This is a genomic window from Microbacterium sp. nov. GSS16, from assembly GCF_028198145.1.
Lineage (GTDB): Bacteria > Actinomycetota > Actinomycetes > Actinomycetales > Microbacteriaceae > Microbacterium.
Genome location: NZ_CP116338.1, coordinates 1727754 through 1741161, shown reverse-complemented (window position 1 = coordinate 1741161; position 13408 = coordinate 1727754). Strand labels below are relative to the sequence as shown.

The window sequence follows — 13408 nt, the reverse complement described above, 5'->3', positions numbered from 1 at the left end:
GCCCCAGCCGCATTCAGTCATGCGGCCGGTCGAGCCGATCCGCCGGATCAGCGACGCATGATCCGGCGCGCGAGCCACGTGCCCAGTGTCTGCGCGAAGTGCACGAACACGACGATCAGCAGCACCGCCGCCCACATCACGACCGGCTCGAACTGACGACGCCCGTATGTGAGGGCGAAGTTGCCGAGACCCCCGGCGCCGATGTACCCGGCCATCGCGGTCATGTCGATGAGCGCCACGATCACGAAGGTGTAACCCAGCACGAGCGGGCCCAGCGCCTCGGGGATCACGACGGTGAACAGCGTGCGCCAGGGCCCGGCTCCCATCGCGCGCGCGGCCTCGATGACCCCAGGCGAGACGCCGACCAGGTGCTGCTCGACGATGCGGCCGATCGCGAACATCGACGCGACCACCAGGGCGACGATCGCGGCGTTGGTGCCGATGCCGCTGCCCACCACGAAGCGCGAGAACGGAATGAGCACCGTGATGAGGATCACGAACGGGATCGGCCGGAAGAAGTTGATGAACAGGTTCAGCACGAACGACACCGCACGGTTCTGCAGCATCCCGCCGGGGCGGGTCAGGTACAGGCCCACGCCGATCAGGCCGCCGAGGATCCCGCCGAACAGCAGGGTCAGCGATACCATGTACAGCGTCTCGACGGCTGCCTGCCAGAACTCCGGAGCGAGTTCGATGAGACGATCCATCAGCGCTCCTCCTCCCGATCGACGTCGGTGACCTCGACCTGGCGGCCGATGCGGGCGAGCGCCTCGTCGATGCGCTTCTCGTCGCCGCGGATCGCGAGGGTCAGGTGGCCGAAGGCCCGCCCGCGGATGTCGTTGATGCCGCCGAACACCAGCTCGAACTCGAGGCCGGCCTCGGCCAGGTCGACGAAGAGCTGCGCCTGCGAGGGCCCGCCATCGCGGAACGAGAACGTGACGAGTCGGCCGCTGTGCCTCTCGCGCAGCACCGCCCGCTCGGAGGGCGAGGGGATGCCCTTCACCACCGTCCCGACGAAGCGCTGCGACGCCGGATGCCGGGGCGCGGAGAAGACCTCGAACACGTCACCCTGCTCGATCACCCGTCCCCGGTCCATGACGGCGACTTTCGTCGCGATCGTCTGGATCACGTCCATCTCGTGGGTGATGACCACGATGGTCACCCCCTGCTCCTCGTTGACCCGCTTGAGCAGTGCGAGGACCTCGTGTGTGGTCTCGGGGTCGAGTGCGCTGGTGGCCTCGTCGGCGAGCAGGATGGCGGGGCGGGTCGCGAGTGCGCGGGCGATTCCGACCCGCTGCTTCTGCCCACCCGAGAGCTGTTCGGGATACGAGCGCGCCTTGTCGCTGAGCCCGACGAATGACAGCAGCTCGGTGACGCGCGCATCGATGTCGGCCTTCGACCAGCCAGCGAGCTTCAGCGGGTAGGCGATGTTGGCACGCACGGTCTTGGCCGAGAACAGGTTGAACTGCTGGAAGATCATGCCGATGCCGGTGCGCACGGCGCGCAGCTCGCGCTCGGAGAGCGCGGTGACCTCGGTCTCGTCGACGGTGATCCGCCCCTCGGTGGCGGGCTCCAGGGCGTTGATGAGGCGCACGAGCGTGGACTTGCCGGCTCCCGAGTAGCCGATGATGCCGTACACATCACCCTTCTCGATGTGCAGGGTGACGTCATCGACCGCGGTGACCTGCTCGCCTGCACGCTGCGGGGACGGGTATCGCTTCGACACGCTCTCGAGCGAGACGATGGGCATGGGTTCACTCCGGCTTCGGGTGGGTGGGGTGATGTCGGGCGTGGGCCGCCTGGCACGGAGAATCGGGCGACGCACATCGCGCCGCCCGATTCTCTCAGATCCGCGAGGGTCAGCTGTTGTCAGCGACGTCCTTCTGGACGGTCTTGAGCGTGTTCGCCAGGTCTTCCTGGGAGAGCTGCACGGTCACGCCTGTTCCGCCGGACGACTCCGCGAGGCCCTTCTGCACGGCCTCGTCGGTCTGGAAGATCTCGATGAGCTTCAGGTAGGTCTCGTTGTCGGCATCATCCGCGCGGGAGGCGAAGATGTTCACATAGGGCGCGGCGGCCGGGTCGGACGCGTCATCGGTGAACAGCGCGTCGTCGAACTTCAGACCCGCCTCTTCGACGAAGTCGTTGTTGATGATGGCCGCCGCGACGTCGGGCAGCGCCTCGGGAGTCAGCGCCGCCTCGAGAGCGGTCACCTTGACCTTGGACTTCGCCTCGTCGATGTCGGAGAGGTCGGAGAACGGCGAGCCGCCGTCCTTGAGCTCGATGAGCCCGGCCGACTGCAGCACGAGCAGTCCGCGGGCCTGGTTGGATGCGTCGTCGGGGACGGCGACGGTCTCGCCCTCGGCTATGTCCTTCACGTCGTCGTACTTCGACGAGTACAGGCCGAGCGGGTAGGTCTGCGTGGATCCGATGGCCACCAGGTCTTCGCCGGCCGCCTCGTTGTACTGGGCGAGGTAGATCACGTGCTGGAACTGGTTGAGGTCGATCTCGCCCTCGGTCAGCGCGGGGTTCGGCAGCTCGTACGACCCGAAGTCGACGAGTTCGATCTCGATGCCCTCGTCCTTCGCCGCCTTCTCGAATGCGGCCCACTGCGGGTCGCTCTTGCCCACGACTCCGATCTTGACGACGTCATCGGCGCCCTCGGATCCGGTCGCTCCGGCGTCGGCGGAGGCGCAGCCGGCGAGACCGGTGGCGAGGGCGAGCGCTGCGGCTGCAGCGGCGAGGGTGATGAAGCGGCGGGACATTTTCGGGTTCTTCCTCTCGTGGGGACTCCGAAAACGTACGCGGCGTCGAGCACTCGCTCAGAATCGGCCCGTCACACAGCGTCACGCTCGGCGGTGGCCGCCATCGCGTCGAAGAAGTCGGCGACTGTGCGGCGCTGCTCGTTGCTGAGCTCGGCGACGACGTCGAAGCGGCGAGCGTGCTCGCGACCGACCGTGGCCCGCGCCGCGTGACGGGTCTCCTCGGTCACCTCGATGACCAGACTGCGACGGTCCTCGGGATGCGCGCGGCGCACGATGTGACCGCCGCGCTCCAGGCGGTCGAGCAGCTTCGTGGTGGATGCGGTCGAGATGCCGAGATGGCCGGCCATCGCGCTCGGCGTGATCGGCAGCGCCTGGTTGCCTGCGGCGATGAGCATCCGCAGCGCCCTCATGTCACTCGCCCCCAGCCGCATGTAGCGCTGGGACGCCTCGCTGTTCTCCCGCTCGGCCTCGCGCCAGCGGCGCATCGCCTCCAGCACCTCGAGGACGCTCTCCAGCTCGGCCGGCGCGAGATCGCCGGTGCGCACGAGCTCCTGCTGGGGGTCGTTCAGGCGCGGATCGTGCATGACCACGGTCGGCGAGGAGGACGGATCAATTTTCCGCATGCGGTTGATTTTACGTCAGATGTGGATATCTCAACAGTTGAAAGCTAGCCTGTCTAGCGAATACACAGGAGGCCGAAGTGACCCAGTCCCCCGAGCGCGTGATCCTTCTCGACGACGAAGGCAACCCCTGCGGTGTCGCCCGCAAAGACGAGGTGCACCATGGGGAGACCCCGCTGCACCTCGCGTTCTCCTGTCACGTGCGTGATGACGAGGGCCGGCTGCTGCTGACCAGACGGGCGCTGACCAAGCGCGCCTGGCCGGGCACGTGGACCAACGCGTTCTGCGGTCACCCCGGCCCGTTCGAGGCGATTCCGGATGCGGTGCGACGCCGCGCCCAGGAGGAGCTCGGTCTCGAGATCGCGGATCTCGAGCTCGAGCTGCCGGACTTCCGCTACCGCGCGGTGGACGCCTCCGGGATCGTGGAGAACGAGATCTGCCCCGTCTACACCGCCCGCGCGGTGGGCGAGCCGCAGCTGAACCCGGCCGAGGCGATGGATGCCCGCTGGGTCAGCCCCGAAGACCTCGCCGCCGCACTCACCGCCGCGCCGTGGGCGTTCAGCCCCTGGCTCGTGCTGCAGGCCCAGCAGCTCTCGGCGACCGCAGGCACCATCCACGCCACCGCGTGGCGGAGCGTCGCATGAGGCTCGAGACCGCGGTCGACCCACGGCTGGATGAGATCATCGACCGGTTCTTCGCCGACCGCATCGAGCGGGCCGACGCGATGGGCGGGCGCTACGGCGACCTGTGGCGCCGCGCGGCGGACGCCACTCAGGGCGGCAAGCGCCTGCGGCCGCGTCTGCTGCTGCTCGCTCACGAGAGCCTGGGCGGCGTCGAGGACGACTCGGCGCTGTGCGCCGCGGCGGCCTTCGAGGTGCTGCACACCGCTCTTCTCATGCACGACGACGTGCTCGACCGCGATCTGGTGCGCCGCGGGAAGCCCAATCTCGCGGGCCGCTTCGCGGCCGCCGCCCTCGACGACGGCCACGCCCCGCACACCGCGACCGCGTGGGGAGAGGCGTCGGCACTCCTCGCCGGCGACCTGCTGATCAGCGGGGCCCACGTGCTCGTCGCCGACGTGGCCCACCCGGCCGCAGCCACTCTGCACCGGGTGATCGACGACGCCCTGATCCTGACTGCGGCGGGAGAGCACGCCGACGTGGGCTACGCGAAAGGCGTCATGCACGCCGAGCAGGAGGACATCCTGCGGATGATCGAGCAGAAGACCGCCGCGTACTCGTTCGCCGCGCCGCTGCGGGTGGGTGCGCTGCTGGCCGGCGCCACCGACCAGGTCGTCGAGGCGCTGGAGTGGATCGGATCGCGTCTGGGCCTGCTGTACCAGCTGCGCGACGACGCCCTTGGCGTCTTCGGGGCGGAGAGCAGCACGGGCAAGAGCGTCATCGGCGACCTGCGCGAGGGGAAGCGCACGCTGCTCGTCGCCTTCGCGGAGGGCACCCCGGAGTGGGACGCGGTGCGGCCCCTCTTCGGGCAGGCGCCACTCGAGACGTCCGATGCCGATCGGCTGCGCGCCGCGCTGGTGTCCTCCGGAGCGGTCGAGCGGATGCAGCGCGTCATCGACGGCGTGCTTCACGACGTGCTGCATGCGATCGCCATCGCTCCCCTGCCCACCGGGCTGCGCGCCGAGCTCGCGCAGATCGCCGAGCGCTGCGCGGAGCGGCAGTCGTGAGGGCTGAGCGCGCACTCGACCTCTACACGCGGACGGCCCACACCGCCTCCGCGCATGTGATCAGCGGGTACTCGACGTCGTTCGGATACGCGAGTCGGCTGCTGCCGCGCGATGTGCGCGGCGGGATCGCCGACGTGTACGCGCTGGTGCGCGTCGCCGACGAGATCGTCGACGGGCCGGCGGCGGAGGCGGGGTTGGACCGACCCGAGGTGCTCGCCATCCTCGATGCGCTCGAGCAGGACACCCTGCGCGCGCTCGGCTGCGGTTTCAGCGCGAACCTCGTGGTGCACGCCTTCGCCGCCACGGCGCGACGCACGGGCATCGGCGCCGAGCTCGTGCAGCCGTTCTTCGAATCGATGCGGATGGACGCCACCGCGCACCCGCGCTTCGATCGCGATCAGTACCGCCGATACATCCACGGCTCCGCCGAGGTCGTCGGCTCGATGTGCCTGCGGGTGTTCGCGCTCGAGCATCCGGGGTTCGCGCTCGACGACCAGCTCGAAGAGGGCGCCCGTCGCCTCGGCGCGGCCTTCCAGAAGGTGAACTTCCTGCGCGACCTGGCCGACGACGCAGGGCGGCTGGGCCGCTCGTACATCCCGGGCCTGGACCCGCAGACCTTCACCGACCGCGAGAAGGAGGCTGTCGTCGATGAGATCGCCGAGGATCTCGCCGTCGCGCGCGAGGCCATCGCACGCCTGCCGCGCGGATCGCGTCGGGCGACGACCGCGGCCGCGGAGCTCTTCGGCCGACTCAACGAGCAGTTGCGCGCGACTCCGGCGGCCCAGCTGCGCACCACCCGCGTGTCGGTGCCGCTGAGTCGCAAGCTCGGCATCCTGGCCAACGCCGCAGCAGGAAGGACAACAGTATGAGGCGCGCCGTCGTCATCGGAGGAGGCATCTCGGGCCTCGCCACCGCTGCTCTGCTCGCCAGGGAAGGCGCGTCCGTGACGCTCGTCGAGGCGCGAGACGAGCTCGGCGGCCGTGCCGGCAACTGGGAGTCGGGCGGATTCCGCTTCGACACCGGCCCGTCGTGGTACCTGATGCCGGAGGTGTTCGATCACTTCTTCCGGCTGCTGGGCACCTCGTCGGCCGAGCAGCTCGACCTCGTGCGACTCGATCCCGCCTATCGGGTGTACTTCGAAGACGACGAGGAGCCGTTCGACCTGCCGGCCGAGGGGGCGAGGGATGCCCTGGTGGCCCTCGATCCGGATGCCGGGGAGGCTCTGGACCGCTACCTCGCATCCGCCGCCGAGACCTACGATCTGGCCACCTCCACCTTCCTGTACAGCACATACGAGTCGCTGCGGCCGCTGCTGACCCCGCGCACGCTGCGCGGACTGCCGACTCTCACCCGCCTGCTCGCCGAGCCGCTCGACCGGCGCATCCGCCGGCACAGCCGCGAACCGCGGGTGCAGCAGATCCTCGGGTATCCGGCGGTGTTCCTCGGCACCTCGCCTGCGAAGGCACCCGGCATGTACCACCTGATGAGCCACCTCGACATCGGCCAGGGCGTGCTGTATCCGCGCGGCGGGTTCACCGCCGTCATCGCGGCCATCGCCCGCGTCGCGCGCGCGGAGGGCGTCGACATCCGCACCGGATGCCGCGCCACACGCATCACGGTCGACGGCGGCGCCGCCACCGGCGTCGAGGTCGAGCTCGCCGACGGCACACGCGAGCATCTGCCCGCCGACGTCGTCGTGTCGACCGCCGATCTGCACGTCACCGAGCAGCAGCTGCTCGATGACGAGCACCGCACGAGATCGGACGGATGGTGGGACAAGCGCGACCCCGGACCCGGTGCCGTGCTCGCCCTGCTCGGTGTGCGCGGCGAGCTGCCGCAGCTCGCCCACCACACGCTGCTGTTCACGAAGCAGTGGGAGGAGGGGTTCGACGCCATCTACGGCAGAGGGCGCCGCGGCGCCGGCAAGCGCATCCCCGATCCGGCATCCATCTACGTCTGCCGTCCCAGCGCGACCGACGACGTCGCCCCCGAGGGTCACGAGAACCTGTTCGTGCTCATCCCGGTGCCCGCCGACACAGCCATCGGCGCCGGCGGCGTCGACGGCGCAGGCGATGAGCGGGTGGAGCGTGCAGCAGACGCGGCGATCGATCAGATCGCGGCCTGGTGCGGTGTCCCCGACCTGCGTGAGCGCATCGTCGTGCGCCGGACCATCGGCCCCGCCGACTTCGAACGCGATTTCGGCGCCTGGCGCGGCGGCGCACTCGGCCCCGCGCACACCCTGCGACAGAGTGCGTTCCTGCGCGGCGCGAACACGTCGTCGAAGGTCGACGGACTGCTGTACGCCGGCGCCACGACCATCCCGGGCATCGGGCTGCCGATGTGCCTGATCAGCGCGGAGCTGGTCGTCAAGCGCCTCCGCGGCGATGTATCGCCCGGTCCCCTTGCAGAGCCGCCGACGGCGCCGTCCTCCGTGGCGGCGCTGTGACCGGGGCCTACCTGATCGCGCTGCTCGTCTCGCTCGGCGGAATGGTGCTGCTGGATGTGCGACACCGCCTGTTCCTCGGACACGATCCGGTGCGCGCCGTCATCGTGCTGGTCGTCGGTGTGACGTTCTTCCTGCTCTGGGATCTCGCCGGAATCGCGCTGGGGGTCTTCTTCGAAGGCGACAACGCGCTGGCCGTCGGCATCCTGCTGGCACCGGAGCTGCCGATCGAGGAGCCGGTGTTCCTGCTGTTCCTGTGCGAGCTCACCATGGTGCTCGTCTGCGGATCGCAGCGACTCCTCGAACGTCGGAAGGGCAGAGCTGAATGACCTACCTGCTGCTGTGCGTCGGCTTCGTGGCCGCTGCCGTCGTGATCGCGCTGTTCGCGCGGCGGCGCGACCGGATGCCGTCCTTCGCGTCCCTGGCGATCGCCGCGGCGTGCCTGCTCGTGCTCACCGCGGTGTTCGACACCCTGATGATCTCGGTCGGACTCATCGACTACGCCGACGCGCATATCTCCGGCATCCGGATCGGGGCGGCGCCGATCGAGGACTTCACCTACCCGCTCGTCGCGGTGATCCTGCTGCCCGCCCTGTGGTCGCGACTGCGTCGCGACGCACGCCGTGAAAGGGGCCGGCGATGATCCGCGACCTCGTGACGGCATCGCGGCCACTCAGCTGGATCAACACGGCCTACCCGTTCGCAGCCGCCTATCTGCTCGTCGCGGGCGGCATCGACGCGCGCTGGGTGATCGGCACGCTGTTCTTCCTCGTGCCGTACAACCTGGCGATGTACGGCATCAACGACGTGTTCGACTACGCGTCCGATCTCGCGAATCCTCGCAAGGGCGGCGTCGAAGGGGCGCTGCTGTCGCCGCAGCGGCATCGCACGGTGCTCGTGACGTCGATCGCGCTGAGCGCGCCCTTCGTCGTCGCGCTGGTCGTGCTCGGCTCGCCGCTGTCGTGGCTGATCCTGACGATCAGCCTGTTCGCGGTCGTCGCCTACTCGGCCCCGCCGTTCCGCTTCAAAGAGGTGCCGGTGCTCGATTCGGTCACCTCGAGCGTCCACTTCGTGAGCCCCGCCGTGTACGGCTTCGCGCTCGCGGGCGGCGCGGTGACACCCGGACTCGTCGCGCTGCTGAGCGCGTTCTTCCTCTGGGGCGTCGCCAGCCACGCGTTCGGCGCGGTGCAGGATGTGGTGCCCGACCGCGAGGGCGGCATCTCGTCGATCGCGACCGCCCTGGGCGCCGCCCGAACGGTGCGGCTGGCTCTGGCCTGCTGGGCGGCGGCGGGGCTGCTCATGCTCTTCACCGGCTTCCCCGGTGCGCTCGCCGGCGTGCTCGCGTTGCCCTACCTGTGGGCGGCGGTGCCGTTCCGCTCGGTCTCGGATGCGGAGTCGGGTACGGCGAATCGCGGCTGGCGGCACTTCCTGTGGATCAACTACGCGTGCGGCTTCGTCGTCACGATGCTGCTGATCGTCTACGCGCTCGGGCGATGACCGCGCGCAAGGGGGCGCCCGCTCAGCCGAGCTCTTCGGTGAGCTCGAACCAGCGCAGCTCGAGTTCGTCGACCTCATCCTGCTGCGCCTGGATCTGCTGCATCCGCTCCCCCAGGCCGGTGTAATCGGACTGGTCGTGATCGGCGAGAGCGTGCTTGGCGCGGTCGATCTGATCGCCCAGCTTCTGCATGCGCCGCTCGAGCGCGGCGACCTCCTTCTCGGCCGCTCGCCGCGCGGCTCCATCCAGTGCCGACGCCTTGGACGCAGCCGGAGCAGCGGCTGCCCCGGAGGCGACTCCCGCCTGCTCGCGAGACTCGAGATCGCGCAGCCGCAGGTACTCGTCGATGCCGCCGGGCAGGTGCCGCAGCCGCCCGCGCAGCACGGCGTACTGCTGGTCGGTAACCCGCTCGAGGAAGTACCGGTCGTGGCTGACCACGAGCAGGGTGCCCGGCCACGAGTCGAGGAGGTCCTCGATGGCGGCGAGCATGTCGGTGTCCATGTCGTTGGTCGGCTCATCGAGGATGAGCACGTTCGGCTGGTCGAGAAGCACGAGCAGCAGCTGCAGCCGGCGCTGCTGACCCCCGGAGAGATCCTTCACCGGGGTCGACAGCTGCGCCGAGGTGAAGCCGAGCCGCTCGAGCAGCTGCCCGGGGGTGAGCTCCGCGGCCTTCGAGCCGGCGCCGAACGTGTACGAGGTGCGCAGACCGTCGATGACCGTGCGCACCGGATCGTTCCAGTGCTGCTCGAGCTCGGAGGTGCGCTGCGTGAGGGTGCGCACCTGCACGGTCTTGCCGCGCTTGACCCGCCCGCTGGTGGGTTCGACGTCGCCCGAGACCAGCCCGAGCAGGGTCGACTTGCCCGCGCCGTTCACCCCGAGGATGCCCGTGCGTTCGCCGGGCGCGATGCGCCATTCGACATCGTGCAGCACGGTCTTCTCGCCGTAGGTCACCCCCGCGTCGAGCAGGTCGACCACGTCCTTGCCCAGGCGCGACACGGCCAGGGACTGCAGCGAGACGGTGTCGCGGATCGGAGGCACGTCGGCGATCAGCGCGTTCGCGGCGTCGATGCGGAACTTCGGCTTGCTGGTGCGCGCGGGGGCTCCGCGGCGCAGCCAGGCGAGTTCCTTGCGGGCGAGGTTCTGCCGCTTCGCCTCGGACGCGGCGGCCATCCGGTCGCGCTCGACGCGCTGCAGGATGTACGCGGCGTAGCCGCCCTCGAAGGGCTCGACGATGCGGTCGTGCACCTCCCAGGTCGCCGTGCAGATCTCATCGAGGAACCAGCGGTCGTGCGTGACGACCAGGAGCGCGCCTGCATTCTTCTGCCAGCGGCCCTTGAGGTGGGCGGCGAGCCAGGTGATCGCCTCGACGTCGAGGTGGTTGGTCGGCTCGTCGAGCGCGATGATGTCCCAGTCGCCGACCAGCAGCCTCGCCAGCGACACGCGCCGACGCTGCCCGCCGCTGAGCGAGGCGACCGATGCGTCCCAGTCGAGGTCGGCGACGAGACCGGCGATGACGTCGCGCACCCTCGCATCCCCCGCCCACTCGTGCTCGGGGGTGTCGCCCACCACGGCGCGGCCGACCGTGAGGTCGTCGTCGAGGGTGTCGGCCTGATCGAGCACGCCGATGGTCGTTCCGCCTCGCACTGTCACGCGCCCGGCATCCGGTTCACGGCGGCCGGCGAGCATTCCGAGCAGACTCGACTTGCCGTCGCCGTTGCGACCGACGATGCCGATGCGGTCGCCCTCGTCGACCCCGATCGTGACCGAATCGAAGACGATCTTGGTCGGGTACTCCAGGTGCAGGGCCTCGGCCCCCAGTAGATGTGCCATCACCTCAAGGCTATGCGCTGCCTGCTGCGCCTGCGCCCACCATCGGGCGCATCGCCGACTAGACCGGCGCAGACGCCGGCGCCTGCCCCGCGGGCGCACTCAGTCGCTCGACGAGGGGCATGTGAGATGCCGGGAAGCGCGCGGCGCGGTGCAGCCAGACGAAGAGCGTGAGGGCGATGAAGCCGGTCAGCACCTTGTCGATGACGGAGGTGAGGATGTTGGCCGAGAGCGCTGCGGCGATCAGCGGCAGCCCCAGCGTCACGATGGATGTCGTCACGGAATCCGAGCCGTGCCCGCTGAGGCCGCCGAAGAGGATCACGTTGAGGAACGAGCCGACGATGGAGCACGCGAGAGCGGCGAGGAGGTTCAGCACGAAGAAGCGACCGATGTCGTCGCCCATCCCCCAGCGCCGCACGCCGAATCCCCAGACGAGGGCGCCGGCGATGTTCACCAGCGCGTACGGTGCCGCACCGGGGGCGCCGACGGTGAAGCCGAGGAGGTTGCCGGCCGTGGCGACGAAAGCACCGTGCCAAGGACCGAGGATGATCGAGGCTGCGGCCGTGCCGGTCATGTCGAGATAGATCGGCAGGTGCAGCGCCTGCACGACCACCAGCCCGGCGAGGTTCAGGGCGATGCAGCCGAGCACGAGGAGGTAGGGGCTCCACCAGCGCGGAGCCTGCGCGAGGGGGAAGCGGCCCGCCCCGGCTGGCGCCGGCATGACGACGGGCGAGGGCGCCGGCACGTCGACCGACGACGGGGGCGCTGCGACTCGCTGCCGAGCGGACGGTTCTGCGGTGCGCCGCAGCCGCTGCGCGCGTTCTACCCAGCTCTGCGCCGCGTCGCCCTCGACTCCGAGCGCGTTCACGATGTCTCGCAGCAGTACGGGGTCGATCCGAGTGCGGCCGGCCCGGAAAGCGTCGTAGACCGTGCTGCGCGGCGGGTAGGCGGCCGCGGCGGGGACGCCGCGGCCGATGCGCTGCTCGCCGATGCGCCGTCCGAGCTCGGCGTACGAGATCGTGTGCGTCTCTTTGAGGGCGAGGAGATCGGCGGCGATGCGATCGAAGGAATCCACGGCGTCGACGGGTTCGGTGGCCTCGCTCACTGGTTCCTCCTCGCGCGCGCACTGCTCGCGGCCCAGCATATCGGCGCCGTGACGTGCCGATCAGCGGATGCGCCCACGGCGGCGCACGACGCTCTGCAGCGTGTCGCGAACCGGCGCGCCGAGCACCAGGCCGAGGGAGGCCCCGGATGCCAGCGCGAGTCCGACCGCGCCAGCCTGCAGCAGGTCGGCGAATCCGAGGATGAGCGATATCGGATCGTCCTGGGCCTCGACGATTCCCAGCAGACCGCGGTACACCACCGATCCGGGCACCATCGGCACGATCGCCGCAGTGGTCACGGCGATCGATGGGACGTGGAGTCGGTGCGCGATGAGCGTGCCGACGAAGCTCGCGATCAGCGCGCCCGCTGCACTGGCGATCGGCACGCCGAAGCCGCCTGCGGCGCCCGCGCTGAATCCGCCCCACGCGATCGCACCCAGCACGGCCGATACGAGGATCGTGCGCGAGGTCGCCCCGTTCCACACCGCCACGGTGACCGCGATGAGCACGACGCCGGCGACCTGCATCGGGCCGGGGCCGAGGGTCGGCGGCTCGGTCGAGAGGGTGAAGCCGATCCCGAGACGCTGCGCGAGGGCGACTCCGCCCACGATGCCGACGACGACGCCGAGGGTGAGCAGGGCGAGGTCGAGGATGCGCCCGCCCGCGGTGAGTGCGAAGCCGTCGATCGCGTCCTGCGCGGCTCCCACCACAGACATCCCGGCGAGCATCAGGACGATCCCCGCGGCGACGATCACGGCGATGCCGGCCTGGTCGAAGGGCGCCACGCCCTGACTGCGCAGCGCGTTCGCGGCGGCGGCGAACGCGGTGACCACGAGCGCACCCGCGGCCTGGGAGAAGAAGAACGGCACGTGCATCCGCGCCATCAAGCGCTGTGTCAGCGCTGCGCCGCACGCGGCGAGGAACGCGATGAACGTCGTGATCCACGAGGCGCCGTAGAGCAGGCAGACGCCGACGGCCAGCAGCGCCTGAGCGAGCACGATCACCGTCGGCCGGTACCGGAAGGGCATGCGCCGGATGGCATGGAAGCGCACCCTGGCCTCGGGCAGCGCGAGCCCCGCCTCGATGTCGACCACGAGCGCCTGCAGCTGCTGCAGCTTCGCGTGATCGGGAACGGGTGCCCGCACGACGCGGATCGCGGTGAACGGAGCATCGGACTCGCCGCCCTGATACGACACGGCGATGGAGTTGAACGTGATGTCGACGTGCACCGGGCGGATGCCCAGCGCAGCAGCCACGCGCGTCGCCGAGAGCACGACCTCGTTCGCCGCTGCACCGACGGCGATGAGGGCTTCGGCGATGCGCATCGCGAGCTCGATCACGCGTCGGGCATACATCTCGTCGACCGAGAGGATCGCCTGTGTCTCCGGCCGCGATGCAGCGTCGACGCGGATCGCCTCGACCAGACGCACACGCCAGTTCTTCTGTGCAGCCATCACCCCATCCTCACACG

The 13408-nt window shown here is 70.0% G+C and carries 14 protein-coding genes; 7 read left to right on the top strand and 7 right to left on the bottom strand.

The genetic code is table 11. The annotated features are described in order from the left end of the window. Positions 1-47: 47 nt before the first annotated feature. From PGB26_RS08255 to PGB26_RS08240, 4 genes are all read right to left on the bottom strand, one after another. Positions 48-707: a methionine ABC transporter permease gene (locus PGB26_RS08255; protein WP_271637163.1), complete on the bottom strand. Its 660-nt coding sequence runs from the start codon at positions 705-707 to the stop codon at positions 48-50. After that, the gene (locus tag PGB26_RS08250; RefSeq protein WP_271637162.1) at positions 707-1750 is read right to left on the bottom strand and encodes a methionine ABC transporter ATP-binding protein; all 1044 of its coding nucleotides are present in this window, start codon (positions 1748-1750) and stop codon (positions 707-709) included. Before PGB26_RS08250 ends, PGB26_RS08255 begins: the two co-directional genes overlap by 1 nt. Positions 1751-1859: 109 nt before the next feature. After that, the gene (locus tag PGB26_RS08245; RefSeq protein WP_271637161.1) at positions 1860-2762 is read right to left on the bottom strand and encodes a MetQ/NlpA family ABC transporter substrate-binding protein; all 903 of its coding nucleotides are present in this window, start codon (positions 2760-2762) and stop codon (positions 1860-1862) included. A 71-nt stretch (positions 2763-2833) separates the two neighbouring features. After that, a complete protein-coding gene (locus PGB26_RS08240; RefSeq protein WP_271637160.1) occupies positions 2834-3385 on the bottom strand; it encodes a MarR family winged helix-turn-helix transcriptional regulator in 552 nt (183 codons plus the stop codon). 77 nt (positions 3386-3462) lie between these two features. Here PGB26_RS08240 and idi point away from each other — a divergent pair, with 77 nt between their 5' ends. From idi to PGB26_RS08205, 7 genes are read left to right on the top strand one after another with little or no spacing between them, the layout of a single operon-like run. Beyond that, a complete protein-coding gene (idi, locus tag PGB26_RS08235; protein WP_271637159.1) occupies positions 3463-4026 on the top strand; it encodes an isopentenyl-diphosphate Delta-isomerase in 564 nt (187 codons plus the stop codon). Next, the gene (locus PGB26_RS08230; RefSeq protein WP_271637158.1) at positions 4023-5069 is read left to right on the top strand and encodes a polyprenyl synthetase family protein; all 1047 of its coding nucleotides are present in this window, start codon (positions 4023-4025) and stop codon (positions 5067-5069) included. Before idi ends, PGB26_RS08230 begins: the two co-directional genes overlap by 4 nt. Next, on the top strand, positions 5066-5938 hold the full coding sequence (locus tag PGB26_RS08225) for a phytoene/squalene synthase family protein (RefSeq protein ID WP_271637157.1): 873 nt from the start codon (positions 5066-5068) through the stop codon (positions 5936-5938). Before PGB26_RS08230 ends, PGB26_RS08225 begins: the two co-directional genes overlap by 4 nt. Further along, on the top strand, positions 5935-7515 hold the full coding sequence (gene crtI / locus PGB26_RS08220) for a phytoene desaturase family protein (RefSeq protein WP_271637156.1): 1581 nt from the start codon (positions 5935-5937) through the stop codon (positions 7513-7515). Before PGB26_RS08225 ends, crtI begins: the two co-directional genes overlap by 4 nt. Continuing rightward, entirely contained in the window at positions 7512-7841 is a 330-nt protein-coding gene (locus PGB26_RS08215) for a lycopene cyclase domain-containing protein (RefSeq protein ID WP_271637155.1), read from the top strand. The genes crtI and PGB26_RS08215 overlap by 4 nt, the downstream gene beginning before the upstream one ends. After that, positions 7838-8155, top strand: a complete 318-nt coding sequence (locus PGB26_RS08210) for a lycopene cyclase domain-containing protein (RefSeq protein ID WP_271637154.1) — start codon at positions 7838-7840, stop codon at positions 8153-8155. The genes PGB26_RS08215 and PGB26_RS08210 overlap by 4 nt, the downstream gene beginning before the upstream one ends. Further along, the gene (locus tag PGB26_RS08205; protein ID WP_271637153.1) at positions 8152-9009 is read left to right on the top strand and encodes a prenyltransferase; all 858 of its coding nucleotides are present in this window, start codon (positions 8152-8154) and stop codon (positions 9007-9009) included. The genes PGB26_RS08210 and PGB26_RS08205 overlap by 4 nt, the downstream gene beginning before the upstream one ends. Before the next feature lie 22 nt (positions 9010-9031). Here PGB26_RS08205 and PGB26_RS08200 read toward each other — a convergent pair whose 3' ends face one another. From PGB26_RS08200 to PGB26_RS08190, 3 genes are read right to left on the bottom strand one after another with little or no spacing between them, the layout of a single operon-like run. Continuing rightward, positions 9032-10837, bottom strand: a complete 1806-nt coding sequence (locus tag PGB26_RS08200; RefSeq protein WP_271637152.1) for an ABC-F family ATP-binding cassette domain-containing protein — start codon at positions 10835-10837, stop codon at positions 9032-9034. Between the two features lie 58 nt (positions 10838-10895). Further along, entirely contained in the window at positions 10896-11939 is a 1044-nt protein-coding gene (locus PGB26_RS08195; RefSeq protein WP_271637151.1) for an ECF transporter S component, read from the bottom strand. Positions 11940-11999: 60 nt separating this feature from the next. Beyond that, the gene (locus PGB26_RS08190) at positions 12000-13391 is read right to left on the bottom strand and encodes a threonine/serine ThrE exporter family protein (RefSeq protein WP_271637150.1); all 1392 of its coding nucleotides are present in this window, start codon (positions 13389-13391) and stop codon (positions 12000-12002) included. Positions 13392-13408 lie beyond the last annotated feature (17 nt).